20 protein-coding genes and 1 pseudogene are annotated in these 26,067 nt (G+C 39.1%); 13 read left to right on the forward strand and 8 right to left on the reverse strand.

The annotated features are described in order from the left end of the window. Nucleotides 1–8: 8 nt before the first annotated feature. The gene (locus MKY15_RS13230; protein WP_342537729.1) at nt 9–683 is read right to left on the reverse strand and encodes a DNA alkylation repair protein; all 675 of its coding nucleotides are present in this window, start codon (nt 681–683) and stop codon (nt 9–11) included. A 479-nt stretch (nt 684–1,162) separates the two neighbouring features. Here MKY15_RS13230 and MKY15_RS13235 point away from each other — a divergent pair. Further along, nucleotides 1,163–1,653 (forward strand): annotated as a pseudogene (locus MKY15_RS13235) (amino acid permease); the annotation flags it as partial. A gap of 99 nt (nt 1,654–1,752) precedes the next feature. On the opposite strand, the gene MKY15_RS13240 reads toward MKY15_RS13235, so the two are convergent. The 3 genes from MKY15_RS13240 to MKY15_RS13250 form a co-directional block, all read right to left on the reverse strand. Next, complete coding sequence (locus tag MKY15_RS13240) at nt 1,753–2,046, reverse strand: LysE family transporter (RefSeq protein WP_342537730.1); 294 nt, start codon at nt 2,044–2,046, stop codon at nt 1,753–1,755. 123 nt (nt 2,047–2,169) lie between these two features. After that, on the reverse strand, nt 2,170–3,402 hold the full coding sequence (locus MKY15_RS13245; protein ID WP_342537731.1) for an MFS transporter: 1,233 nt from the start codon (nt 3,400–3,402) through the stop codon (nt 2,170–2,172). Nucleotides 3,403–3,554: 152 nt separating this feature from the next. After that, nucleotides 3,555–4,181: a LysE family transporter gene (locus tag MKY15_RS13250; protein ID WP_067206695.1), complete on the reverse strand. Its 627-nt coding sequence runs from the start codon at nt 4,179–4,181 to the stop codon at nt 3,555–3,557. 331 nt (nt 4,182–4,512) lie between these two features. On the opposite strand from MKY15_RS13250, the gene MKY15_RS13255 reads away from it, so the two are divergent. Together MKY15_RS13255 and MKY15_RS13260 are read left to right on the forward strand one after the other, a co-directional pair. Further along, on the forward strand, nt 4,513–5,898 hold the full coding sequence (locus MKY15_RS13255) for a leucyl aminopeptidase family protein (RefSeq protein ID WP_340741635.1): 1,386 nt from the start codon (nt 4,513–4,515) through the stop codon (nt 5,896–5,898). A 1,756-nt stretch (nt 5,899–7,654) separates the two neighbouring features. Beyond that, nucleotides 7,655–9,202, forward strand: a complete 1,548-nt coding sequence (locus MKY15_RS13260; protein ID WP_342537732.1) for a sensor domain-containing diguanylate cyclase — start codon at nt 7,655–7,657, stop codon at nt 9,200–9,202. A 68-nt stretch (nt 9,203–9,270) separates the two neighbouring features. Here MKY15_RS13260 and MKY15_RS13265 read toward each other — a convergent pair whose 3' ends face one another. Beyond that, nucleotides 9,271–10,155, reverse strand: coding sequence for a methyltransferase domain-containing protein (locus MKY15_RS13265; RefSeq protein WP_340767631.1), 885 nt, complete (start codon nt 10,153–10,155; stop codon nt 9,271–9,273). Nucleotides 10,156–10,229: 74 nt separating this feature from the next. After that, nucleotides 10,230–10,811 (reverse strand): branched-chain amino acid aminotransferase, encoded by a 582-nt coding sequence (locus tag MKY15_RS13270; RefSeq protein ID WP_340765777.1) that lies wholly within the window; start codon nt 10,809–10,811, stop codon nt 10,230–10,232. Between the two features lie 237 nt (nt 10,812–11,048). On the opposite strand from MKY15_RS13270, the gene MKY15_RS13275 reads away from it, so the two are divergent. Together MKY15_RS13275 and MKY15_RS13280 are read left to right on the forward strand one after the other, a co-directional pair. Continuing rightward, the gene (locus MKY15_RS13275; protein WP_342537733.1) at nt 11,049–11,702 is read left to right on the forward strand and encodes a DUF1232 domain-containing protein; all 654 of its coding nucleotides are present in this window, start codon (nt 11,049–11,051) and stop codon (nt 11,700–11,702) included. 20 nt (nt 11,703–11,722) lie between these two features. Beyond that, nucleotides 11,723–12,703, forward strand: a complete 981-nt coding sequence (locus MKY15_RS13280; protein ID WP_342537734.1) for an LCP family protein — start codon at nt 11,723–11,725, stop codon at nt 12,701–12,703. A gap of 51 nt (nt 12,704–12,754) precedes the next feature. Here the strand turns inward: MKY15_RS13280 and MKY15_RS13285 are convergent, their stop codons facing one another. Then, nucleotides 12,755–13,657, reverse strand: a complete 903-nt coding sequence (locus MKY15_RS13285) for a cation diffusion facilitator family transporter (protein WP_187046984.1) — start codon at nt 13,655–13,657, stop codon at nt 12,755–12,757. A 713-nt stretch (nt 13,658–14,370) separates the two neighbouring features. Between MKY15_RS13285 and MKY15_RS13290 the strand changes: the two genes are divergently transcribed. The 4 genes from MKY15_RS13290 (at nt 14,371) to argH (ending at nt 19,677) form a co-directional block, all read left to right on the forward strand. After that, nucleotides 14,371–15,855, forward strand: coding sequence for a spore germination protein (locus tag MKY15_RS13290; protein WP_342537735.1), 1,485 nt, complete (start codon nt 14,371–14,373; stop codon nt 15,853–15,855). Between the two features lie 3 nt (nt 15,856–15,858). Further along, complete coding sequence (locus tag MKY15_RS13295; RefSeq protein WP_342537736.1) at nt 15,859–16,953, forward strand: GerAB/ArcD/ProY family transporter; 1,095 nt, start codon at nt 15,859–15,861, stop codon at nt 16,951–16,953. Beyond that, complete coding sequence (locus MKY15_RS13300) at nt 16,940–18,043, forward strand: Ger(x)C family spore germination protein (protein ID WP_342537737.1); 1,104 nt, start codon at nt 16,940–16,942, stop codon at nt 18,041–18,043. The genes MKY15_RS13295 and MKY15_RS13300 overlap by 14 nt, the downstream gene beginning before the upstream one ends. A 305-nt stretch (nt 18,044–18,348) precedes the next feature. Further along, a complete protein-coding gene (argH, locus tag MKY15_RS13305) occupies nt 18,349–19,677 on the forward strand; it encodes an argininosuccinate lyase (RefSeq protein WP_342537738.1) in 1,329 nt (442 codons plus the stop codon). 718 nt (nt 19,678–20,395) lie between these two features. Here the strand turns inward: argH and MKY15_RS13310 are convergent. Continuing rightward, a complete protein-coding gene (locus MKY15_RS13310; RefSeq protein ID WP_342537739.1) occupies nt 20,396–21,175 on the reverse strand; it encodes an SDR family oxidoreductase in 780 nt (259 codons plus the stop codon). Nucleotides 21,176–21,392: 217 nt separating this feature from the next. Here MKY15_RS13310 and argC point away from each other — a divergent pair, with 217 nt between their 5' ends. The 4 genes from argC to MKY15_RS13330 are packed head-to-tail and all read left to right on the forward strand — an operon-like array spanning nt 21,393 to nt 25,559. Next, a complete protein-coding gene (gene argC / locus MKY15_RS13315) occupies nt 21,393–22,427 on the forward strand; it encodes an N-acetyl-gamma-glutamyl-phosphate reductase (RefSeq protein ID WP_338653233.1) in 1,035 nt (344 codons plus the stop codon). Between the two features lie 15 nt (nt 22,428–22,442). After that, the gene (argJ, locus tag MKY15_RS13320; RefSeq protein WP_342537740.1) at nt 22,443–23,669 is read left to right on the forward strand and encodes a bifunctional glutamate N-acetyltransferase/amino-acid acetyltransferase ArgJ; all 1,227 of its coding nucleotides are present in this window, start codon (nt 22,443–22,445) and stop codon (nt 23,667–23,669) included. Then, nucleotides 23,632–24,411 (forward strand): acetylglutamate kinase, encoded by a 780-nt coding sequence (gene argB, locus MKY15_RS13325; protein ID WP_067206726.1) that lies wholly within the window; start codon nt 23,632–23,634, stop codon nt 24,409–24,411. Before argJ ends, argB begins: the two co-directional genes overlap by 38 nt. Continuing rightward, a complete protein-coding gene (locus MKY15_RS13330; RefSeq protein WP_342537741.1) occupies nt 24,408–25,559 on the forward strand; it encodes an acetylornithine transaminase in 1,152 nt (383 codons plus the stop codon). Before argB ends, MKY15_RS13330 begins: the two co-directional genes overlap by 4 nt. The last annotated feature ends 508 nt before the right edge of the window (nt 25,560–26,067 follow it).

Genomic DNA, 26,067 nt, shown 5'->3' on the forward strand with positions numbered 1-26,067 from the left:
GAGCGAAGTCACTTAAAATGCTTCAACGCCTCCCGCTTACTAAGCGGCTTTAATGGATGATCCTCCACAAATACTTTCACAAGATCTGGATCCGTCTTTGCATATTCTCGCAATGCCCAACCAATCGCTTTTTGGATGAAAAACTCCTTAGAATCTGAATGCTGTTTGATAATCTGGAATAATAGCTCGGTATCTGTCTGTTGTTTGAATTTTAATTGATGAAGAATTGCTGAACGGTTTGTCCACATATTGTCCGAAAGAGACCACTCCAACATGATTTTTTCACCATAATCGCGATCAAGTTTTACAATGTGACCTACAAAGTGAGGCGCAATTGAATCCACGCTATCCCACCATGATTTCGTTTCAATTAATTGAAGTAATGCAGGAAAATCATCTGTCGTTAAATGCTTTTTCATTTTCTCAATCAGCGCAATTGCTGCATATTGGTACTCCCGCTTCGGCAGTTCATAAAGTTTCCACACTTCTTCAAACAGGTGCTCAGGTCCAGGCAACGTATATTCGGCGAAGTGCTCTTTCAATAATTCCTTACGTCTAGGACTTTTGATACCGAGGAAAGGGAAATGATTTTTCAGATAGGCCGTCATCGGTCCAGCTAGTTCTTCATTGTGATTGGCTTCAAATAGTTCAATAATTCCTTGATGATTCCATACTGTTTTCAATGAAATTACCTCCTGACGGTGTGATTAAGAAAAGCGTATCAAAAAGAATAACTTAATGCTATATACTTGGCACTATTAATTTAGAATTCAATAGAAACTGCAATAATCTATTTGTACGACACATGAATCTAGCGACGTAGCGATATTGGAAACTGATTCCTAGTAATAAGCACAAAAAACTCACTTCCTTTCCAATTGTTAAGTGCCGAGTATATAGATGATATTGAGGGGTATTTCTTGAATAAATAATTTAATCGGAATGAAATAACAAAGTGCTCAATATAGAAAACAGTCCTGTGAAGCGAGTAACATTCGCATCACGGGGCTGTTGTAGTAGTGATGCTTTCTTGTGTTAAATTAAGGGAAGCTAATAATTTTAATAAGTTGAATCTATTGCATTAATAGAAGTTTTTTTATCATTTCGTTAACAAATAAATCCGCTGATTTTTGGAAGTCTATCTTTATGTGGAGGTGTAGAAATGGGGGGGACGTCGGGCGGCAAGAATGAAACAGCAAATTTTGCTTGGTGGCAATTATCCCTTATCGGAGTAGGTCGCATTATTGGTACAGGTTTTTTCCAGGCATCAAGTATTGCGATTAAAATGACAGGTCCTTCTGTTATCAGGGCTGCAAGTGCAACGCTTATCGTGTTTGAAATACTAGCGAAAATGTCTGCAAAGGATCCGCAGCAAGGGTCATTCCGTACCTATGCCAAAAATGCATATGGACGTTGGGCCGGTTTTAGTAGTGGTTGGGTTTACTGGTGTTCGGAAATATTAATCATTGGCAGTCAGCTTAAGGCGATTTCAATCTTGTCTAGATTTTGGTTTCCTAACGTTTAGTTATGGATATTTACATCGATCTATGCCGTTTGCGGAAATTAGAAAATGTATACGCTGTAATGAAAATCGCCGCTATTTTTATGTTTATTGTGATTGCCATTTTAGCGCTGACAGGGATAATTGAGGGCAATCTAAAGGTCGGAATTCCTCAATCTGCAGTAGATTCAAAAGTGACATGAAAAAACCTGGTAATAAGGAACGTCTAAGACGAACTTTTTACCGAATTTCTAAGCTAACTCAATTTTATGTAGCGAAAGTAAACCCGCAATACCCGTATATGTAAGAACAAAACAACCAAAAGACCAAAGAATTATTTTTACAAGAGGGAACTCAATAATTTGGCCAATCCCGAAATATACCATAATCATATACAAGACATCAGCTGTTAAAGCTCCAATACCAAAAATCCAAGCATGAAAAAATCCGTTTTTAATCCCCGTGTCTAGTTGCGCCGCGTTAACAGGGCCGATTGGCGCAGCCAAGGATACACCTAAAAAGATATAGGCAACTATTGAATTCATGAAAAAGTCCGCCCTTAAAATGATGTCTATGTATCTTATTCGAAGGGATTGACCTGTACAACTATCTAAAGGAGAAATTCTAATTGAAAAAGGACTTAGCAACAATCGCTGCTAGGTCCTTTTTTACGCTATTTTATTCGTTTTTTCAATTTCTTCGACTTTGATGAACTTAAAGACAATGAACATTAGGATGAATCCCAATACACCTGCAGTAATATAGCTGACATTGAGAAAATTTTTCATAGCAAGTGACATAATAGGGGGACCAGCTGCAACACCGATAAATCTCGCTGAGCTATAAAAAGAGGAAACCGTGCCTCTTAACTCTTTTTTTATGTTTTCTGTAATAATAGCGTCGAGTGCAGGCAATAATGCACCAATAGCTATTCCAACTATACTTGTTACCGCTAACAGAATAATCAGTTTTTTACTTGTAAACCCTACGAATATAACGCTGGCGGACATTGCGATTAAGCAAATAATCATTACTTTTTTTATGGTCTTTAGATCCCCTTTAATTTTTCGACCGGAAATAAACGAAGAAATACAAAGTAACAGAAGCGGTATGGCCAAAACAAACCCTTTTTTTATGCCCTTTATATCATGAACTTTTTCAAGGTTTTCTGATAGAAAAAATAACATACTGAATAATATCAGCATAACTAGGACTCCATTAAGGAATACGGTATACAACCATTTTCCTTCCACCTTGAATACTTTTTTTGTGTTACTTAAAAACTGCTTAAACTTTACAGGATCATCTTTTTCTTTGGGGACTTTAACAAAGAAAAAGATAAGTGCAAAAGAAATTAAACTAAGCGCTGAAATGGAGAAGAACGGCAGGAACCATAAAATAGCGGCAAATACTGAACCTAAGATGGGACTTAATACTTTTCCAAACGTGTTCGACGTTTCGATAATACCCAAACAAGAACTCATTTTTTCATCATCATCTTGATAAAGGTCACCCACAAGTGGCAAAATGATTGGCATGGCTCCAGCCGCCCCTACTCCCTGCAGGATTCTACCAACGATAATCATTGTGTATGGGTCCTCCATTTTCCATGAAGCAAACCCTGCAATCAGACCCCCGATTAAAGCGAAGATTAAACTCGGTAATATAACCATTTTCCTACCAAAACGGTCTGATAAATAGCCGGCTACTGGTATTAGAAAAATAGCCGCAACTGAATAGCTTGTAATGATCATACTCGACTGAAATGATGTGATTCCAACCTTTTCTTCCAGTATCGGGAGCACTGGAATAAGCATGGAATTCCCTAGTGTCATGATAAGAGGAATTGAAGCCATACTTACAGTGCACCATATACTTACTTGAACCGTACTTTTTCCCATTACCACACCTCGACTAATCCTGTTTTTGACTAATAAAGGTATGGTCTCCTTGTGTGTTCATTTTATGCGTTAGATGTTTATTGTATAGTCTTTTACTAAACAGTACTATGTAAAAATGAGGGAACATACTCATCAAACCTTTTGAGGGCATATTAAAATAACGCTTGAAAAGCCTGCATGCCAAAGTAGATTCCGAAACCAATCATTATTATGGATGAAATAAGAGAGACGATTTTCAAAAGCTTGGTGGATAATAATTTACGAGCTCCGCTGGATAAAAAGGACATTATAAAATCTACTAAAATAATGCCAACCAAAATGGCGATACTATTTATAATAATTTGATATCCTGTAGATACTCCAGCCGTATTCGCGAGTATGGAACCATATATCCCTAGCCAAAAAAGGATGGTCAGTGGATTCAACAATGACATGAAGAAACCAGATAGTATTGATTTTCTAAGTCGGACTCTTTTACCGGATTTCAAATTCATTTCAATTTTATGTAGCGATAGTAAATTTTCTATACCCGTATACAACAGTACAAAACAGCCAAAAGACCAAAGAATTATTCTCATTAAAGGCGAATCAATAAATTGACCAACGCCAAAATACACTATGAACATATACATGATGTCGGTTGTCAAAGCACCAAGACTAAAAAACCAGGCATGAAAAAAACCATTTTTAATACCCGTATTTAATAAGACGGACTTAACCGGTCCAATTGGTGCAGCCATTGATATGCCTAAAAAGATATAGGTGAATATTGAATTCATGAATAGCCCTCCACTAATATGACGTCATTTCATTTTATTCAAAGGCGATGACTTATAGGACTATTTAAAGGGGGGAATTCAAATGGAATGTTTGAGGTTGTATTCTCTGCTTTAGAAGCGTTTTTATTAACATAATATTAAGTTGCGATGGCTCCGTTCATCTGATTAAAGACTGCCTTTATATAGTGGATTTGGTAAGAAGAAATGATAAATCTCGATTTAGTAAACAACACTTTGCCTCGTGATTTCCGAAAAAAGATAATTCGTTGAAGTTGGATAACTTGTGATAAACTATTTTAGAAGTCGAAATAATTTACCAGGGGGAAATCATATGTCTAATGAAGTAAAAGTTATTTTCGCAAACAATCCAATTGTTTCGGGAAATGCTGCGATCAAACAATTCGTAGCCAATCAAAAGGCGGGGCATAGTTCTGTATTAATCGGAGAAACACATTATATTGTGGTAAAAGAGTGTAAAGAAAAAGATATGACACTAGAGAAAGTTCGCGCAACAGCAGGGAATATTGCTCGAGATGTAAGCGCTCAAAAAGCCGAAACAGCAATTGTTGAAGCGCAAGTTCTTTTGGATGCCTATACAAAGTTGGATAAAGGATCTGTGCTGACAGCATTTACAGAAGGATGGGAACTAGGAGCGTACCAGTTTGTTACATATAAATCGGATGTCACAGCATTCCAAACTAAGCTTCATGTAGTTGGAGACGAAGCGAAACCATTCGTTGAAGCAGGGAAGATTCGTGCGGCAGCAACTGCATTCTCACGCGACTTGATGAATGAACTGTCAAACGTCTTAAATCCAGAAACATTCCCGGAAGTATTGAAGAACAACTTTGAAGGTACTGGCGTTGAAGTGAATGTGTTCGATAAAGAAAAGCTTAAGGAAATGAAGATGAACGGCGTCCTGACAGTCGCGCGTGGCAGTATCTACAAGCCTTCATTCGTTGAACTAGTTTACAAAGGTGACGCATCGCAACCGCTTGTGGCACTCGTCGGTAAAGGCGTGACATTCGATACAGGTGGCATCAGCTTGAAGGGCGGCAAAGACCTAAGTGATATGCGCATGGATATGGGGGGAGCAGCTGCTGTTTCTGGTGCACTCACATTGCTTGCGAAATCGAACGCGAAAGTGAATGTCGTGGCACTTATTCCAATTGTGGAAAACATGCCTGACAACACATCAGTTTTACCAGGAGAAGTTATTACCTACAAAAATGGATTGACGGTGCAAGTCGGCAATACCGATGCAGAAGGACGCCTCATTTTAGCAGATGCACTTATTCGTGCAGGCGAATGGAAAGCGGACTACATCGTCGATATCGCAACGCTCACAGGCGCAATCGTCAATGCACTCGGCACTGAAATCGGTGGCGTTTTCGGAGATGAAGAACTTTCTGCCCAAATGAAAAAAATCGGAGATCAAAACGGTGATTTCATCTGGCCTATGCCATTAGTTGACGCATACGAAAAGTCGCTTGACAGTGACTATGCGGACATGAACAACATCAGTTCATTAGGTGGGGCTGGATCAATTACGGCAGGCTTATTCCTTCGTCGTTTTGTACCGAAAGAAAGTAAATGGTTGCATGTTGATATGGCGGGCATGATGAGTAAAAACAGTGCTTCAGGATACTATGCAAAATCTGCGACAGGCTACGGTGCACGCCTATTGGCTGACTTTACAACATATGTTTCAAACTAAAAAAGAAAGTACTCAGTTATTATGCTGGGTACTTTCTTGTTATTTGTGAAATTGACCGTGTAGTGCTCAAATTATATAGGTACTCATACAACTAACATCTACATATTACCTCTATTTCTACCTATTATTCCTGGTAGAGTGAAAGGCTGGAAACTAATCAATATAAAAAAAAATAGGATTTAGTGAAATTTGGTTTTATTGCAAGAGACGTGTGCATTAGTGAATTCAGCATATGCACCTCCCAAAAGGCTCTTGTATTTTTCAGTGCGATTTACTGTACTTATACTTGTGAAGTAACTGCTGTAATTTAGAAGTAAATAGTTATTCAGGTTGTCTCATAATTCGTTTTGATGCAAAAAAGTAAACAAACCAATATATAACTAACAACTCCGAGAAAATTATTACAACCACTTTTATAAGAGGATTAGGACTAAACGAAGCCAAGTTGAAAAAAAGTAGCTGCACGATTAATAGGTTCATTAGTAGTTTTTGAAAAGACTGCTTAAGGGCCTTAATTGATACGGGATAAATACGGGAACTGTTATTTATCGAGTATTGTAAAGGAAGTAACTGGTACCCAGATAAAAATAACAGTGGAAAAGCTATAATCCAGCCATTAGCAGGAAAGAAAAAATGAATGCTAATCCCTATTAAGGTTAATCTTGCATACAAATAATAAAATTCATTATACCTAATAAACAAGTGTGAAAATAAGTATGTGTAAGAAGAAGATTGCTTATAAGTTATTACGTTCTTTATTAGCCAACCCAAGAACCTCCTGCGTTTAAACGAATGCTGAAGATGGGGGACATCAATATATAGATTAATAAATTTGTAAATTTTTAATAGGGACTTCTCTTCTTGGCTTATTAAATAGTCCCAATTAAGCCCCGTTCCTTTCTTATTAAATACATAGAACCAAATGAAGGAATTGATAATTAGTAAAGTTCCTGCAATTACCCACAGACCCGTAAACATCAAATAAATAATAGTATAAAATATTAGAAATCGAATGACTTTGTGAATTAACTTATGAAGTTTAGTAGTCATCCATTGTTCAATCCAAGTCAGGTGAATATTCAAGAGGATTAAGCCTGAAAAAGTAATAAGGACTGTGATCGAAATAATTTCAGTCTGTTTTACAAGAGGACTAATAATAATTAACATGATTAGTAGTTTGATTACATCCATAAAAGTGCTATAAAACATCGATTTTTTAAAATATGAGGATAACGCTGTCTCTGCTGGCATTAAAAAGATGACATCAGCTTTTTTGACAAATGTCCGAATGCTCGTCATCAAAAAAGTAAACGTAATTACTAATGACGCTATCATTTCGGTTGGAAGAAAGGGAGGTAACCATTGAAGAAATTTCACGTAGTAATAAAGAAAAACGCTAACAAAAATGATAAAGGAATAAAATACACCCATTGCAATAAGTGAAAAGTATTTTACGATTTCAACATAAAATTCCCTCAATCTTCTATCCCAGACTGAATTAATTTCCATTATATCACCATGACTTTCGAATATGTACTATACTATAAGGGACATTTACTAGGCAAAGTTATCCCTTATAGTATATCTTATAAAGTGAGTGTATACCATATATAGGAAGCCGTAGTCTATCCACACCCCATAAAACGGACCCTAATCCCGTTCATGTTTTTTGTTAATAATCCAAGCAATTCAACAGTTCTCTAAATAACAGAAATAATAATAGAAGTGAAATACAACAAAAAAAGAGGTAATAAATATGATCAAAACGTTACGATTCTGGATAACGCTTCTCGTATCATTTGCGATGATTGGTATTCTCAGTATCACGTTGTTATCTGGATATTATGTCACAAAAGAAAATTTAATAAATAATTCCCTAGAGATTAATAGAGTTTACTCAATGAAGCTGTCGCAACTAACGGAAGAAGTATTTAAAGGAATGCAAAGTAATTTGCAAGTTAAAGCGTCTGAAATGAGTGCTGAAATTGACGATGCTGAAAAGTTAACTGAAAAACTTGCGGACTTAATAAGCAGTAGTAAAAACTTTAACTCGCTCTCCGTTGTTAACAAAGATGGCGTAGTACTTGCCACCTCGCCGGAATTGGGGATAGTAGGGAAGAAACTAGATACAGAAGGTCCCAAAGAAGCACTATATGAAAGAAAGAACCTGATCTCTACGCCTTACAGAGCTGCAACCGGCAGACTGCTTATTCTAATTTCCACCCCATTGTGGAACGAAAAAAATGAATACCTCGGTTTTTTAAGCGGCACGATTTATTTGCAGGAAGATAATATTATTCATGATATTCTTGGCGAACACTTTTCCACGGACGGTTCTTATGTGTGGGTGGTCGATAATAAAGGGATGCTGATTTACCATCCGGACCCTGAAAGAATCGGGGAAACGGTCCTTGAAAATGAAATCACAAAAAAAATCCTCCTGCGTAAAAGCGGTGCACAAAAAATTATGAACTCAACAGGTAAAGATTATCTTGCCGGTTACACATACATAAAGTCTAGTAAGTGGGGAGTTGTTTCGCAAACACCCTATGAAGCAAGCGTCAAACCTTTATCAGGAATGGTGTACAAAATGTTACTTTACGCGCTTCCATTTGTCATGTTTTTCTTCGTGTTGACGATTGTATTGACTGAGAGATTATCGTCACCGTTGCGCAAATTGGCGATGTTTTCGGCGAATCTGAAAGGAAATGAAAGGACAGGCGAATCGGCGGACATTCCAACGTGGTATTTCGAAGCTAAGCAGTTGAATGAAACAATTCACGATTATGCTAAGAGTCAGCAACAGAGGGTGGAGGATTATAAGGAACGCTCCTACACAGACCCTCTTACCGGACTAAAGAATCGCAGGTATGGAGACAAAGTCACTGCAAAATGGACTATGGACAATCGACCATTTTCTATGATTATGATTGATATCGACCATTTTAAAGCTGTCAATGATCGGTATGGCCATCAAATCGGAGACGAAGTACTTAAGTTTCTATCTGAAAAAATGCGCGAAATTATACGGGGCGACGATGTCTGTATTAGATTGGGTGGGGAAGAGTTTGTAATCCTGCTAGCTGAAACGGATGTCAAGGAAGCAATGGATATCGCTGAAAGACTTCGTATAAATGTCTCGTCAACTATATGTCCAACAAATAATAATATAACAATTTCATTAGGTGTCGGTAGTTATCATAGTAATCGGGAATCAATACTAGAACTATTCAGCAGGGTAGACAAAGCATTATATCAAGCAAAAGTGGATGGAAGGAACAGAGTTGTGCTATCTGAAAATTAAATAGCCTCGATTTTGCCCGTGAAATCACAAAAGGAAAGACCTCGTTACTTTAAACGAGGTCTTTCCTTTTATTCACAGACAAGCACTTGTCTGTGAAAATGTCCTTTTTTTGCAACACAGCGATCAGTAATGACAAATCCAGCCTCTTCAAGCATGTGATCGATTGTTTCAATCGTCACTACGATGACTTTCTTCGTAAACCGGCGTGCTTCCTTCAATATTTCAAGCTGTTCTTCAGGAGTAATATGTGTAAAAAGATTATAAGGCATGTCAATAATCGCAACATCATAGTCGTCAACGACTTCTGCAATAGGACCGATTTCTACAGTGCCTTCTAGCTCAAAGTGAGCAATGTTCTTTCTTGATCCCAAAACGACACGCGGGTTAATATCTCGTCCGACGATATTAATGCCCATCGACAATGCTTCAACCAGCACCGTACCAATGCCGCAACATGGATCGATGGCTCGTACACCTTTTGGATGCGGAATCGCAATATTGGCCACTGCTCTTGCGACACGTGTACTTAATGCCGTAGAGTACATATGCGGTTTTTTCTGATGAAGGAACCAGACCGACTCACTTTCAACAAGCTTCCCAAAATGCCACTTACCATCTAATAAAACAATGCCAAACGTATTTGCAGGTGGGTTCACTAAGTCGGGAGTACCATTGACACGTAGTCCAATTTCACGCTCAATTTTCCTACGCTCCGGATGCCCAATCTTTTTCGTCGTATCGAGATCCGTTGTATTCAAACTGACGACTCTAAATGTAGAGCCACCTAAATCGTATTGTTCAACTTGTCGGGAGATTTCCTCAAGATTGTCGCCTTCATACATAATATCCAGTCGTTCTTTCATAAATGCGCTGCGACTTGGATCGATTTCAATCGAACTTCTCAACACAGTAGAAGTGACATCAAAGCCGAAAAATGATCTCATCTCTAACATGCACAAATCATGCTCATCTGTGTGCTGCGTATATGTGTAAATAAAACCTAAATCATTCAATTAATTCCCATCCTTCATTGCGCTTCATCAACGGCCTCAACCATTTTGAATATAAAGTCATACATCAGTTGATAAACCTCAACAAAAGATAAATCTTCACTAAAACCTTCAATATAATTAAGTGCAAAATTCATATCCCATAACCCGTCTTCATTTGAAAACATCACACTATATTTAGCTCCATCTCCATGTAAATGCTTGTCAAGATATGCCTTCATGTCATTCCCGAATTTCTTTTGTAATTTTAGTCCGAATAGGGCTGTATACGTTTCGAAGACATCATCAAGTTCTAGAACGACAGCGTCGACTCTGATTACTTCAAAAGCATTTGATTCTACGTAAACGAATTCATTCATATGATTTTTTAAGTAGGAAATGCTGTCATTTAGAAAGTTCTGATCTTCCTCCCGTATCAGATTTTCCGTCTCTTTCACACACCGCTCTATGGCACTGAATTTAAACGCTTTCTCTACAACGGTTACATCACCGGCAATCAATTGATGTTTGGCGACATATTCTTTATCTACATTAAAGAACTCGATTTTATTATCCAGCGTATTTTCAGCAATATACTTTTCCATCTGTTTTTTTAACATTTCAGATCAGCTCCTTGACTAGAGAGGAATTGAATTATACTCTGTTCCTCTTACCTACTAGTATAGCCTACATTGTTTCATTAGGCTTTTAATTTGTAACACGTATTTCCTTCAACTATTTTTAAAAAAGTGGTCGAAGAAGATGGGGTTTATTTATATTGACAAATTGTCAACACAATTATACAATTCTTCATAGCGTCTAATTCTCGGTTAGTTTCATGGAAAGGAGAATTGATAATGGCTAAAGACGTAATCAATTCGCCTCTTGGTTTGTTACTAAGGGAATTATTAAAAGAGCGTTCATTGTCAATGCGAAAACTAAGTGAACTTAGCAAAATCGATACAGCTACCATTTCACGAGTGATAAACGGTAAAAGAAAAGCGAACCTGCAACATTTAGAGCGATTTGCTGACTGTTTAGAAGTGCCTTTGGTCGATCTTGTTGAAGCAGCTGGTTACCCTATTGAACAGAAGCAGGAAGATTTTTTGTTGAAGAACCGTACATCTGCTGAAAGTATTCAGGAGGTTTTTGCATCTTCAGACGTGGCAAATCAAAATATAACTGAAGCCGTCATCGAACAGAAGTTAGCAAAGTACCAACAGTATGTACAAACAGTAGAAGGAAAAAACGATATTCTTACTGGATTCGGAAAGAAGCTGGAAAGTGTGGGTAGCATCGGGCCACTTATTTGTCAGATGAAGGACTTATTCAAGAAGTTTCGTCTGGGGAAGGGTACACGGAGTGAACTTGCGATAATTGGAAGTGCATTATTATATTTTATCATTCCTTTAGACGCTATCCCTGACTACCTATTTGCCATTGGTTATTTAGATGATGCGATTGCAGTACAACTTGCTTCAAATTCAATAGGAAGAACTAACATAGAATAAAGCGATAGGTGGATTTTTGAATGAAAAGAAGCGAGCGAAGAAATAAGAAACGTAAAGGACTAAGAAATTTCTTTATTGTAACTACATTGATTTTGTTAGCGGGAATCATATACGGAGTAGTTCAATACTATACCGGGTTATCTATAGCAAACGAAGGATCACTTAAAGATGACAGCGCGTCATTTGATGAATTTGAAGGTGCGGATCCACAATTTGGTGAAATTAATGTTCTGTTATTAGGTAGTGACTCGCGGGGAAATGAAGATGCACGAGCCGATACGTTAATGATTGCTCATTATAATCAAACGACTCATCAGATGAAACTCGTTTCTATTATGAGAGACACGTATGTGGATATCCCTGATCACGGGTATCATAAAATCAATTCTGCCTTTTCACTTGGAGGTCCGGAACTTGTAAGGCAAACAATTAAGCAAAATTTTGATATTGATATTCATTCCTATGCAATTGTTGACTTTACTGGATTTTCGAAAATCGTAGACGTTGTAGCTCCTAATGGGATAGAAGTTGATATTCCTTATGCCATGTCTCATGGAATTGGAATGACATTACAGCCTGGAAACCAAGTTTTAAATGGCGAACAGTTACTTGGCTATGTGCGTTTCCGCCACGATAAAAATAATGATTATGGGCGGGTGGAGCGGCAGCAGGAAGCGTTGTCGAAATTAAAGGATGAAGCTGTGAGCGTCCACAGTTTACTAAACTTGCCTAAGTTACTCGGCGTTGTGGAGCCTTACGTTAATACAAATGTGGATAATCGAACGATCCTTACGATTGGTAAAGGTTTACTTCTTGGCAAGACTGATAAGATAGAGACGCTACGTATTCCTGTTGAACACTCTTTTGAAGAGAAGCGTGTAGCGGCAGGGGAAGTTCTAAGTATTGATTTCGAGCAAAACAAAGAGGCATTACAACAGTTTTTATCGACAGAGGACGAAGTGGTAGATACTGAATTAGTCGAAGAGCAACCTGAAAACTAAGTAACGAACAAAAAACGACGTACATGTCAGCTGACATGTACGTCGTTTTTATTATTCGTCGTCTTTATACCAAGGGTTTAAGTGAATTAAAACTTCATCTACATCTTCATTACTAGCCATGATGGTATCCTTGATTTTTCGTGAAGCATCATGCCCTTCTTGGATAGTCATTTCACCTGGTACACCTACACGCAGGTCTACAAGAATATAATGTCCATGTTCCCGAGCGCGCAAACGATCAATCCGTTTCACTTCAGGGATAGTCATGATTAAGGCTGCGAATCCATCCAGTCTGTGCCGGCTTATGTTTTTCTCCATCAAGACATCCATTGCTTCTTTTCCGATATCATAAGCAAGTTTGAGCACTAAAAACGACACAATGATACCGGCAACCGGATCACCGTAAGAGAGGAAGTGAATGTTGTACAGATCACCAACAAGTGCAAGTCCAATTCCGACAACAGCTGCTAGTGAGGCGTAAACGTCTGCCAAGTGGTCATAGGCGGTCGCAATCAACCCTTTACTATTAGTCAATTTACCAATCCGGATTGTATAGACATACAAGGCGTGTTTCCATATAAGTGAAATAAATGCAGTTAGTAATGCTATTAAACTAGCCTTTGCTGGTTCCTCAAAAAGTGCAGAAATCGCTTCATACGCAATGTAAATTGCGGCTAGCCCTAAAATCAGTGCGACAATGGCAGAACTGATGACTTCCGCTTTTCCATGACCATAAGGATGGTCATCATCCGCGGGACGTTTGGATATCCGCATCGAGGTCAGGGCAGCACCGCTGGCAATCACGTCGCCTGCATTATGGAAACCGTCAGCTAGAAGGACCGGACTTTGAAAGAGGAAGCCCACAACAAGTTTAATCCCTGTTAGGAGGATATTGCTTATTAAACTAATCCAAACCGCAATTATTGAAGCGCTTGAATGACTATGCTTATTCATCAATGATGACCTCCTATTGATATGTTTCCCGAGGGAAACAAAAAACCTTGACAGGCTCCTGTCAAGGTTTTTTGGTATTCGTATAATCGTTTAAGTTGAATGCATTCATAGCTATCACTCGCTAAATTAAGACGTTTTCCAATTGTAACACTGACAGATTCGGACAGCAAGGAAAAGAGCTAGCACTTCATCAATTCTTTACCCTAAGTCTTGAACAAATGAATATCTATTTAAACAGTGCAAAGGCGTCTTACCAATCCAATTAAATTCTTTATATCAACATCACTCGTGTTAAATAACCAATTAATAACTTAATTGACTACTAGGCGCTCGGTGTACAGTTGCTTCTGGCTCGCTTTGGATTTAACAACTTCTATACATAACTGAGCTATTTTTACGTATAGGGATGCGACAGGTGCTTATTCACAATAAGATGACCGAAAAGGGTGTGGCTAGGAATGACGAAATTATTTCTAGCCACACCCTTTTCCCCGTTAATCATATCGGGAATAGTGTGCCGAAAGCGAACCGGAAATGGAAGTTTTCAAGCCTCTTGTTACCTGTTATTTATGCAAGTAAATGGTTAATCAACAGATTTGTTTCAACTTATTATAAAGGAGAAAATTATGATGTATACTACCCCCGTTTAGAATAAATTATCAAGATTTAGGAGATAGTGAAACTAACAGTATACAAAAAGGGAGGTGATCTTGATGAGCTTTTTGCAAGGAGGGGAGGATAGTCACAATAATGGAACATCCAATTCTACATCCGCTCAGAATGACAAAGTGCTCATTACGATTGCCGCTATTAAGAACGAGTTAACTGGAATAAATGATGCCGTATTTAAAGACATTCAAACACCCAATGAGCTAGTGACGATCATTTACTTTAGCTCACTTATCGAAAAGCTTACTTTGTACAGAACTGTTATTTTTCCATTGTTAGATCAAAAGGAAGACTTGCTAAAATCGGCTGATGTGCCAGAGAAAGTCAATCTTTCTGGTGTTTTATTTTCAATCACTGAAGGAAATACGATCGTATATTTTCATAAAAAAAATCTATTTATAACTGTTCATACATATAGCCCTCCCATGAGTTCAATTATTGGATCTGATACTGAATCGAGCGTCATTGGCCCGCAAGATGCCTTTACCGAATCGTTAAAAACAAACCTATCACTAATAAAAAGAAGGCTTCGAAATACGGGTCTAAAAAACGAGGACTACACCATAGGAACTGAAACAAATACTAAAATTTCTGTCGTTTATATGGAGCATATTGTGAATAAGGACAATTTGGATAAAGTATTAAAAAAAATTTCTGAAATTAAACATCCGGGATTTAATGATATCTCTGTATTAAAACAACTAATGGATGATCATCCATTTTCACCATTCCCGCAATTTCATGGGACGGTTAGACCTGATGCTGCAGTAAACTATTTGTTAGACGGAAGAGTCGCTATTTTAATGAATAACAGTCAAGCACTGTTAATTTGTCCAATTTCATTTTTTGAACTATTTACTTCCCCTGAAGACTATTATAACCGATGGACAACGGCCTCACTTCTTCGTGCTCTTCGTTTTTTCGGTTTTTTCTTAACGATAATATTAACGCCTACGTATATTTCAGTGCTATCTCATCATCCGGAAATGTTGCCTTTTAATGTTTTGCTAAACTTACAAGAGTCTAGAGGAAAGGTTCCTTTTTCTCCTGTTCTTGAAGTGCTATTTATGGAACTCGTTATTGAAATATTAAGAGAAGCCGGCACACGAATGCCGACAAAAATTGGTCAAACGATAGGTATTGTTGGCGGGATTGTAATTGGAACAGCTGCGGTTGAAGCAAGTCTTGTGAGTAATGTACTTATTGTTTTAGTCGCGATTTCAGCGCTGTTGTCCTTTTTACCGCCGAATTTTGTAATGAGTAACGCGAGTCGTTCGATTCGCTATTTATTTATTGTGGCCGCGGGTATGTTTGGACTATACGGTCAGATGATTGCATTTGCATGGCTTTTTCATCATTTATTAAGTTTAACTTCTTTAGGGACCCCATATATGACGCCCGTAATACCAAGGAAATGGTCAGATTATCTAAACAGTGTTGTGCGTGTGCCAACTTTGTACCGTAGACGAAAGGCGGGTATTTCAAGGGCACAGAGTACAAAAAAACCTCCTGTAGAAGGGGGGAAATGAGTAATGGATAATACTAAATTAAAAGTACTGAATAGTTACCATGTCGTGTTTCTTGTTCAAAATGTGATTGTAGGGACCACTGTCTTGTCATTGCCGAATCGAATAAGCGCAATGGGCTACAGTCAGTGGTGGATGCCCCTATTGTTTGGGATTATCGCAAATATCGCACTCATTCCGATGATATGGCTCGGTCTAAAATATACTGACGATAATTTATTCGCCATTCATGAAAAACTGCTTGGCAAATGGCTAGGGAAGAGTTTAAATGTTGTTCTGCTGGTCTATTTCATCATTGTGATAGCAGCCGTCTGCGCAAGTTACTTTCAATTAATCCAAGTTAGTGCACTTATAGACCGTACAATTACAGGCCCTCTACTCATTTTTTTACTCTTGCTCGTTTACATCGTAAGCGGCGAAATTAAATCAATCGCACGATTTTGTATCATGGCCTTTTTCTTAACAATAGGATCCGTTTACTTTTTGAAATGGGGGTTTGTTGCGGGGGATATTCGTCATATGATGCCTTTTTTTAACTTCAATAAGCAGGAGTTTTACACAGCAACTAAAAAAGGGTTACTAGCGGTTGGCGGTTTCGAATTAATATTGTTTTATTTTCCACATATCATCAATCAAAAAAAAACATTGAGACATGTTTCAATTGGAATATGGATATCCGTTTTGTTCACTTTTGCATTCACCTTCGTGAGTGTAATGTATTATTCGGATTGGCAACTTAAAAATGTTTTGTATCCCGTTTTAGGATTATTTAAAGAAGTAGAATTATCATTTCTTGAACGAATCGACGTTCTAGCCATGACGATGTGGGTGTTTCTTATTTTATCTACGACTGCTGCTTACTTGTGGGTTGCAAAGAGAGGGTTAGATTCAATTCGCTCAACATCTAAGAAGGCACATCTATATATTATAGCAGCGCTCGTCTACGTAATTGTCCAATTTCCGTTTATGGAAGAGTTTCAAAAGCTGTTGTTTGAACGTGTTTTTTACGTTATGTATGCGCTGTTTATATGGCCAGTTGTATTATGTATAATCCACGTACTAAAACAAAAAAGAACGAGGGATAGAGATGAGGAAAATTAATTTACGACTGCTCATTATATGTTCCGTATTCATAGCAGGTTGCACGCAAGATGGCCAGCGGGGTTCCGTGGAAGATTTAGCATTAGTCAGTAGCGTTGCTCTCGATTACGTGAATGATAAAGAAATGTGGATGTCCGTATCGATACCCCAACCAATGGGCGAGTCTCCAGTACTCACGGAAGTCTATACAGTTAACACAGAGATGATACAAGAAGGGCTTGTCAAAATATCTTCAGAAGCAGACAAAATGATTATATTAAACCAGTTACGTACAGTTTTAGTTAATGAAGAGTTTGCGAAGAGTGGAAAGATGACGGAAGTAATTGAACATTTTTATAGAGATTCAACAGTTGGGAATAAAGTTCGTCTTGCAGTGGTAAAAGATAGAGCGGAAGATATACTACAAGCCGATTACCCTGAAAATGAACATATGGATGCTTATTTGAATGATTTGTTTCAGCCTAAACTCCATAATTCTTTTAGTCCTTTTACAACGATTCAAGAGTACATGAACACCCAAACAAGTCCTATATTTCATACGATGGTTCCTTTTTTAGAGAAAAAGGGGAAATCACTTAAAATCACTAGTATCGCTTTGTTTAATGATGAAAAAATGATTCAAACGATTACGAATCAGGAATCGTTATTAATTCAAGCGTTGAAAGGGCTTCAAAAGCTTTCGCCAATTGCAGTTGAATTCGAAGAAAGTGAGAAGGATCAACAACTATTTCTTGAACAAATTAAAAACAAATTAAAAATAAAGAGCAATAAAGATATTGAATCTCCAGAGTTGTCCATTTCACTTGAAATAGAAGGAGTGATTGTTGAATATAAGGGGAAAAGGGATCTTAGTAAAGTTGAGGAGAATAAAAAGCTTGAAAAAGAAATTAGCAAACACATAAAAAAAGAAATAGAAGATTTGCTGAAAAAGTTACAGGAAATGAAAGTTGACCCAGTTGGATTCAGTGAGAATTTTAGAATGTATCACAAAGGGAAATGGACGGATGAATTAACGGAGAAAATAATAGAAACGGCAGATTACAAGGTAGATGTGGAGTTTAAAATTCTTAACGCAGGTATTATAAAGTAAATCACACATGTCTTACGGTAAATATGTTGTGATTAGTTCGTCGAAAGCGAACGGGAGATGATCCAGTGAAAATGGATCTTCCCAAGCCCTACTCACCAATATTTCATGCGAATAAATGGTTAATTATCATAAGTGAAGAAAATTGTTCTATTGGTGATATGACAAGTGCAATGATCGGTTGCACTTTTTATAACTAATACAAATTATTGCAATACAGTCAATCTGTAATTATTGTTGCAATCATGTAGAATGATTATTATAATACATTAAAATGAATAATAATACATTCGAGAGGTTGATTATACATGAAACTTTGGGGCGGACGTTTTACAAGTCGTGCGGATGAAATAATGGAGCAATTTAATACATCATTACCTGTTGATCATAGGTTGTATAAAGAGGATATTGCAGGAAGCTTTGCGCATGTTACGATGTTGGTACACTGTGATTTATTGACACCAGAAGAAGGCGAACTGCTTGTGGGTGGACTCGATTCCATTTTGCAAGATATCGAAACGGGTACGATTAAAATTGAAGGCAATTATGAGGATATCCATTCATTCGTAGAAATGCATTTGACGGAACGTATTGGAGAAACAGGAAAGAAACTACATACAGCACGTAGCCGTAATGACCAAGTCGCTGTAGACATGCGCTTGTATGCAAAAGGCAAAGCGGCGCAAGTGATGGATAGTCTGCAAATGCTTATCGATTCGTTGAATACTAAAGGGGCAGCAAACAATGTAATTATGCCTGGTTATACACATTTACAGCGTGCGCAAGTCGTTACGTTCGGCCACCATTTAGGGGCTTATGCACAAATGTTCAAAAGGGATAAAAAGCGTGTTGGCAATGCGATTGATATTTTGGATGAAAACCCATTAGGCTGCGGAGCGCTTGCAGGTACAACGCATAATATCGACCGCGACGTAACGACTGCGTTATTAGGGTTTGCAAAACCTGTGGATAATTTCCTGGATGGTGTTAGTGATCGCGATTATTTACTTGAATTAATGTCAGATTTCTCAATTGTTATGATGCACTTGAGTCGATTAAGCGAAGAACTTATTTTATGGAGTAGCCAAGAATTTAAATTCATTGATATGGCAGATGCCTATTCAACGGGGAGTAGCATTATGCCGCAGAAGAAAAATCCTGATGCTGCAGAATTAATTCGTGGGAAAACGGGACGTGTCTATGGTTCCTTGTTTTCATTGTTGACGACGTTGAAAGGATTGCCCCTTACTTATAATAAAGACATGCAGGAAGATAAAGAACAATTTTTCGACGCACTGGATACCGTAATGGACTGCCTCGAAATTATGTCGAAAATGATTGATACGTTACATGTCAATGCGGACAATATGAAAGCAGCGATTAAAGCGGGCTTCCTCAACGCGACAGAAGTTGCCGATTATTTAGTAGGCAAAGGAACAGCATTCCGTGATGCACACGAAATCGTTGGCAGATTGATTATTTATTGTGAGCAACAGAAGAAAGCAATCGAGGATTTGACAGTCGAAGAGTTGGCTAAGTTTAGCGAGCAAATTACTGATGATATATATGATTACATTGATTATGAAAATATTATAACAAAAGGGAATAAGCACTTGATGAAGCAAGTAGGGAAATAAAGGATGGGACTGTCTGAAAAAGGACAGTCCTTTTTATGTTGTGTTGTGGCATGTGAGTGGGGGGTTATGCTCGGTGTGCGGAGGGATATGATCGGTTAGGGAGAAGTATGCTCGGGTGGCGGAATATATGCTTGGTTGGCGGGGGATATGCTTGGTTAGTGGGATATATGCTTGGTTAGCGGGGGATATGATCGGTAAGTGGGTTATATGCTTGGTAAGGGGGAAATAGGATTGGTAAGTGGGTTATATGATCGGTTAGCGGGTTATATGCTTGGTAAGTGGGATATATGCTTGGTAAGTGGGTTATATGCTTGGTAAGTGGGATATATGATCGGTAAGTGGGTTATATGCTTGGTAAGTGGGATATATGATCGGTAAGTGGGTTATATGATTGGTAAGTGGGATATATGATTGGTAAGTGGGATATATGCTTGGTAAGTGGGATATATGCTTGGTAAGTGTGGGATATGATTGGTAAGTGGGATATATGCTTGGTAAGTGTGGGATATGATTGGTAAGTGGAATATATGCTTGGTAAGGGGGAAATATGATTGGTAAGCGGGAAATATGCTCGGGTGGCGGATTATATGATTGGTAAGCGGGTTATATGATCGGTTAGGGCGATATATGCTTGGTCCCCAGAGATATATGTTAACACTCCTCATATCGAAACAAAAAAATAGCTTGAAAGGACAATTTATCCTTTCAAGCTATTTTCTTAACCCATAATATTATAGCCAGCATCTACATAAATGATTTCACCAGTTACGCCGCGGGACAGATTGCTCAACGTAACAAGTGTCATGTCCGCTACTTCTTCTTGTGTGACGTTGCGTCTTAATGGAGCGTTTTCTTCAATTTGAGTCAAAATCGTATTGAAGGAAGCTATGCCTTTTGCAGACAGTGTGCGAATCGCACCAGCTGAGATTGCGTTGACACGGATATTTTCTTTCCCCAAGTCAAACGCCAAGTACTTCACAGATGCTTTAAGCGCTGCTTTAGCAACACCCATCACATTATAGCCATCAAGCACACGTTGCGCGCCTAAATAACTCATTGTTACGATCGAACCACCGTCTGTCATGTATGGACGTGCTTCTCTAGCAGTCGCAATGAGTGAATAAGAACTCGTATCCTGCGCAAATGCGTATCCGCTTCTCGTAGTCTCAACAAAGTCGTTTTTCAGATCTTCTGCATGCGCAAATGCAAGTGAATGGACAACTCCGTGAATTGTACCGACTTCAGCGCCAATTTTCCCAAATGCTTCATGGATACTTTCATCTTCATTTACATCACATTGCACAATCAGTTTTGCTTCAAAACCGGCTGCACTTAATAGTTTTTCAAGTTTAGCAAGTGAACGCTCTTTTCTATATGTGAAAATAACATTTGCACCGACTGCAAAAAGTGTTTTTGCGACGCCCCAAGCAATGCTTCGTTCATTTGCCACGCCCATTACAACAATGTTCTTACCTTTAATTTTAAGTAAATCGTCCATAGTAACCTCCTGAGTAGGTAATGAAATCTTATATACCTATTATTAGTACCAGATGCTAAAAGAATTATAGCACATTTGTTCAGAAGTTGTGAATAGCCATTACATAAAAATGAAAACGTATTCAAAGATACATAATTCAAACATAAATAAAAATACAGTTGACTTTATAATTATGCATACATATAATAAGAATAACTTATAAACAGGGGTGATTGTAATGAAAGTAGGAATCATTGGCGCATCAGGGTACGGTGGACTTGAGCTCATCCGGCTACTGCATAACCACCCAAAAGTCGAACAAATTGAATTATTCACTTCATCTGAAGAAGGTGTAGTTTTTTCACATAAGTATTCACATCTTATGAATATAGTCAATCAGCCCCTTCAAAAAATAGAGCTAGACAGGTTAGCGGAATTCGATGTCGTATTCTCAAGTGCTCCAGCGGGTGTTGCCAGTACACTTCTTCCTCCGTTAATCGGAAAAGGACCGAAGCTTATCGATTTGTCGGGAGATTTCCGTTTAAAAGATCTGTCTCAATATGAGCAGTGGTATAAAAAAGAACCAGCACCGGCGTCAGCTGTTGAGAAGAGCGTATACGGATTGACTGAATGGAATTATGAGGCAATCCGGCAAGCGCAGTTAATTGCCAATCCGGGTTGTTACCCAACAGCGGTTCTGTTGTCGCTATTGCCATTATTGAAAGAAAATGCAATCGATGCAAGCCAGTTAATTATCGATGCAAAAAGCGGCGTATCCGGTGCTGGCAATCAGCCTAGTCAGATGACACATTTCAGCGAAACAAATGAAAATACAGCCATCTATAAATTAAATCAGCATCAGCATATTCCAGAAATTGAGCAAGCGTTGGCATTCTTTGCAAAAGAAATTCCACCTATCACATTTAGTACACATCTTGTTCCTATGACAAGAGGAATTCTGGCGACGAGTTATGCACCAGTTGTGGAGGGGGTAACAGAAGCTCACCTCATTGATTGTCTGAAAGAAGCATATGCTAATCATCCATTTGTTCGTGTTATGCAAGAAAAAGATAAGTTTGGAACCAATCAAGTATACGGCTCAAACTATTGTGATCTCCTTGTGAAAGTGGACCCGCGGACGAATCGGGCAACAATCGTTTCTGTCATCGACAACTTAGTCAAAGGGGCAGCAGGGCAAGCCATTCAAAACATGAACGTTCAATTCGGTCTCGAGGAAATAACCGGCTTGTCACTTGTCCCGGCATTCATCTAACTTAGGGGGAGTATTATGACGACAACAGTTTTAGCTCTAAAGCGCATATCGGGAAATAACATCGTGTCCCCAATTGGTTTTAAAGCCACGGGCATCCATTGTGGAATTAAACATAAGAAAAATGATTTGGCATTACTCGTTAGTGAAGTACCCGCAAATGTTGCAGGTGTATTTACAACGAATGCAATTCAAGCGGCACCGCTAATGGTTACAAAAGAAGCGATGCAGCAATCGGGGAAAATGCAGGCGATCATTGTTAATTCGGGAAATGCGAATGCGTGTACAGGCCAGCAAGGATTGAAAGATGCCCGTCTCATGCAACAAAAAGCGGCAGAGAAACTCGGTATTGCGCCTGCGTTAGTTGGAGTTGCATCGACTGGAATTATCGGTGAGATGATGCGAATGGAACCGATTGTGAAGGGAATTCAAAAACTTGAGCCAAGTTCTGAATTAGAAGGTTCGATTCTATTTTCACAAGCGATTCTAACGACAGATACCGTAACAAAAAATACAGCATACAGCACAGTGATTGATGGCAAAAAGATCACTATCGCCGGAACTGCAAAGGGATCGGGGATGATTGATCCAAATATGGCAACAATGCTTGGTTTCATCACAACGGACGCTAAGATTGAGTCAGTTCATCTACAAGCTGCTCTCAAAACGGTGACAGATTTGACGTTTAACTCGATTACAGTAGATGGCGATACATCTACAAACGATATGGTGCTCGTAATTGCAAATGGGATGGCAGGGAATAATTCATTGACGCCGGCACATCCGGACTGGGAACAATTCACGGAAGCATTGCATGCTGTTTCTCAAGACCTTGCGAAAATGATTGCGAAAGATGGAGAAGGCGCGACGAAGCTTATTGAAGTCGAAGTATCAGGAGCGATTACGGATATCGAAGCACGTAAAATTGCTAAAACGGTGGTTGGTTCACCGCTTGTGAAGACGGCTATCTTTGGCTGTGACGCCAATTGGGGAAGAATTATCGCGGCTGTCGGCTATAGTGGGGCCACGCTGGATCCGAATGCCATAAAAATTAAAATCGGTCCAACAACTGTTGTTGAAAACGGGGAGCCTGTCCCATTTTCCGAAGCGCAACTGCTGATCTATTTGAAACAACCGGAAGTGAAAATTAGTGTGGATCTTCATCAGGGAATTGGTAAGGGAGTAGCATGGGGGTGCGATTTAACATATGACTATGTCCAAATCAACGCAACGTATCGCTCGTAAACGAATGGTAATAAAGCTCGGTGGAAGTATGTTGGAAGGGTTAAATGAAGACTTTTTCAAGAATATGATACAACTGCAAAAAGCCGATAATGATGTAGTGCTTGTTCACGGAGGCGGACCTTTTATTAATAAAGAACTTGCCAGAAATAAAGTGTTATCATCCGTAGTAAACGGTATCCGTGTAACGTCGAAAGAAGCAGTGGGGATAGTTCAATCGACATTAATAGGTCAAGTGAATCCAGCCCTCGTCCATCAATTAAATAAAGGTGGCATCGATGCGATTGGCCTTAGCGGATACGATGGAAATCTCCTAACATGTAAAGTGTTGAATGAAAAACTGTACGGCTCTGTAGGAGAAATCCAGGATGTCCGCACCGAATTAATAGAAACACTTCTTAAAGATGGGCTTGTGCCAGTTATTTCGTGTATCGGTGCAACAGAAGATGGAGCTCCTCTCAACATTAATGCGGACACAGTCGCAAGTAAGATTGCTCTGGCAATAAATGCAGACAGCCTGCTTCTTGTGACGGATACTCCTGGCATTCAAATAGAAGGAAGTGTTCAACAAACGGCATCACCGACCGAAATTGTCCAGTGGATCGAAACAGGCGAAATATACGGAGGCATGTTACCGAAAGTGAAAGCTGCACTTGATTGTCTAGATGCAGGTATTCCATCGGTGCAAATTGTCGGACAGCAATTAGAAGGTACCATAATTAAATGCGAGGAGGTTTTCATTTGACTACGCTATTTCAAAATTACGCACGTCGTTCAGTTCATCTTGTAAAAGGGCGAGGTACAGTCGTGACGGATGATAAAGGAAAAGAGTACCTCGACTTCATAAGTGGAATCGCGGTCGTCAGTCTTGGTCATGCACATCCAGCGCTCGTTGAAGCAGTCAAACAGCAAAGTGAAAAACTATGGCATGTCTCAAATTTATTCGAAAGCCCCGAGCAGGAACTGTTGGCAGCTAAGCTTATAAAGGATACACCTTTCAGCCATGCTTTTTTCTGTAACAGCGGTGCTGAAGCAAATGAAGCAGCCATTAAATTAGCTCGAAAGCATACACAGAAAAACGTCATCATTACCTTCGAACAATCCTTTCATGGCCGGACATTTGGCGCCATGTCTGCGACTGGGCAAGCGAAGGTTCGTGAGGGCTTCGGTCCACTGCTAGAAACATTTCGTATCATTCCATACAATGACGAACAACAACTGGAAGCTGCAATTGACGGCGATGTAGCCGCAATTATGCTAGAAGTTATACAAGGAGAAGGTGGCGTCAACCAAATTGACCCGGACTTTGCACAAAAAATAACAGATATCTGTAAGTCAAAAGGTATTTTACTCATTGTCGATGAAGTACAGACTGGCATTGGTCGTACGGGAACGCGATATGCCTATGAGCAGACAAACCTTGAGCCAGATATCATTACACTTGCCAAAGGATTAGGCGGTGGATTCCCGATTGGTGCCATGCTTGGATCAAGTGAGCTTTTTCCTTCATTCGGCCCAGGAACGCATGGCACGACATTTGGAGGAAATCCACTGGCTGTTGCAGTTGCACAAACAGTTGTCGATATTGTATTTAAGAAGAAGTTTCTACAAGAAGTAGAAGACAAATCGACTTACTTGATTGAAAAAGTGCAGGCATTATTGCCGCAAGACCAGTTTTCTATTCGTGGGGCGGGTCTGTTACTCGGTATTGAATGCGAAGAGGAGATTCTGCCATTCATTCAACAGGCAGAACAAGCAGGTTTACTGCTCGTTCAAGCAGGAGCTAACGTCATTCGACTATTACCACCGTTAACGGTTACATACGAAGAAATCGACCAAGCTGTGGATATTCTATCAGCAGTTCTACTCCCCGAAAAAACGGCAATAACGTAATGATCTTTTGAATTAAGGCGTTCAGTGAAGCGCTATTCAATAGACCTCAGTCTGAAGGTTAAAACAAAAGGATTCGCTAAAACTAGCGGGTCTTTTTGTATTTGAAACGAAACATTCATACAATTGATAAGCATACCCAATGATGCAAAAAGGGCGTCCCGATCATAAATTTGGCAACCCGATCATATATCAGTCGTATCGATCATAAATCCGGTGTCCCGATCATCACCATGTCGCACCGATCATAACTCGGGCGCCCCGATCATAACCATGTCGCACCGATCATAAATCCGGTGTCCCGATCATAACCATGTCGCACCGATCATAACTCGGGCGCCCCAATCATAACCATGTCGCATCGATCATAACTCGGGCGCCCCAATCATAACCCTGACGCATCGATCATCAATCCCGCGTCCCGATCATAACCCTGACGTATCGATCATAAATCCGTCGTCCCGATCATAACCCTGCCGTATCGATCATAACCCCGGCATCCCGATCATAA

This window comes from Sporosarcina sp. FSL K6-1540, from assembly GCF_038620285.1.
GTDB classification, from domain to species: Bacteria; Bacillota; Bacilli; order Bacillales_A; family Planococcaceae; genus Sporosarcina; species Sporosarcina psychrophila.

Coding starts and splice junctions, on each gene's coding strand:
- MKY15_RS13240 (WP_342537730.1), bottom strand. CDS start 2,046: ATGAATTCAATAGTTGCCTATATCTTTTTAGGTGTATCCTTGGCTGCG.
- MKY15_RS13255 (WP_340741635.1), top strand. CDS start 4,513: ATGTCTAATGAAGTAAAAGTTATTTTCGCAAACAATCCAATTGTTTCG.
- MKY15_RS13295 (WP_342537736.1), top strand. CDS start 15,859: ATGGATAATACTAAATTAAAAGTACTGAATAGTTACCATGTCGTGTTT.
- MKY15_RS13245 (WP_342537731.1), bottom strand. CDS start 3,402: ATGGGAAAAAGTACGGTTCAAGTAAGTATATGGTGCACTGTAAGTATG.
- MKY15_RS13260 (WP_342537732.1), top strand. CDS start 7,655: ATGATCAAAACGTTACGATTCTGGATAACGCTTCTCGTATCATTTGCG.
- MKY15_RS13285 (WP_187046984.1), bottom strand. CDS start 13,657: ATGAATAAGCATAGTCATTCAAGCGCTTCAATAATTGCGGTTTGGATT.
- MKY15_RS13300 (WP_342537737.1), top strand. CDS start 16,940: ATGAGGAAAATTAATTTACGACTGCTCATTATATGTTCCGTATTCATA.
- MKY15_RS13265 (WP_340767631.1), bottom strand. CDS start 10,155: ATGTTAGAGATGAGATCATTTTTCGGCTTTGATGTCACTTCTACTGTG.
- argB (WP_067206726.1), top strand. CDS start 23,632: ATGACTATGTCCAAATCAACGCAACGTATCGCTCGTAAACGAATGGTA.
- argH (WP_342537738.1), top strand. CDS start 18,349: ATGAAACTTTGGGGCGGACGTTTTACAAGTCGTGCGGATGAAATAATG.
- argC (WP_338653233.1), top strand. CDS start 21,393: ATGAAAGTAGGAATCATTGGCGCATCAGGGTACGGTGGACTTGAGCTC.
- MKY15_RS13280 (WP_342537734.1), top strand. CDS start 11,723: ATGAAAAGAAGCGAGCGAAGAAATAAGAAACGTAAAGGACTAAGAAAT.
- argJ (WP_342537740.1), top strand. CDS start 22,443: ATGACGACAACAGTTTTAGCTCTAAAGCGCATATCGGGAAATAACATC.
- MKY15_RS13275 (WP_342537733.1), top strand. CDS start 11,049: ATGGCTAAAGACGTAATCAATTCGCCTCTTGGTTTGTTACTAAGGGAA.
- MKY15_RS13290 (WP_342537735.1), top strand. CDS start 14,371: ATGAGCTTTTTGCAAGGAGGGGAGGATAGTCACAATAATGGAACATCC.
- MKY15_RS13310 (WP_342537739.1), bottom strand. CDS start 21,175: ATGGACGATTTACTTAAAATTAAAGGTAAGAACATTGTTGTAATGGGC.
- MKY15_RS13270 (WP_340765777.1), bottom strand. CDS start 10,811: ATGTTAAAAAAACAGATGGAAAAGTATATTGCTGAAAATACGCTGGAT.
- MKY15_RS13250 (WP_067206695.1), bottom strand. CDS start 4,181: ATGAATTCAATATTCACCTATATCTTTTTAGGCATATCAATGGCTGCA.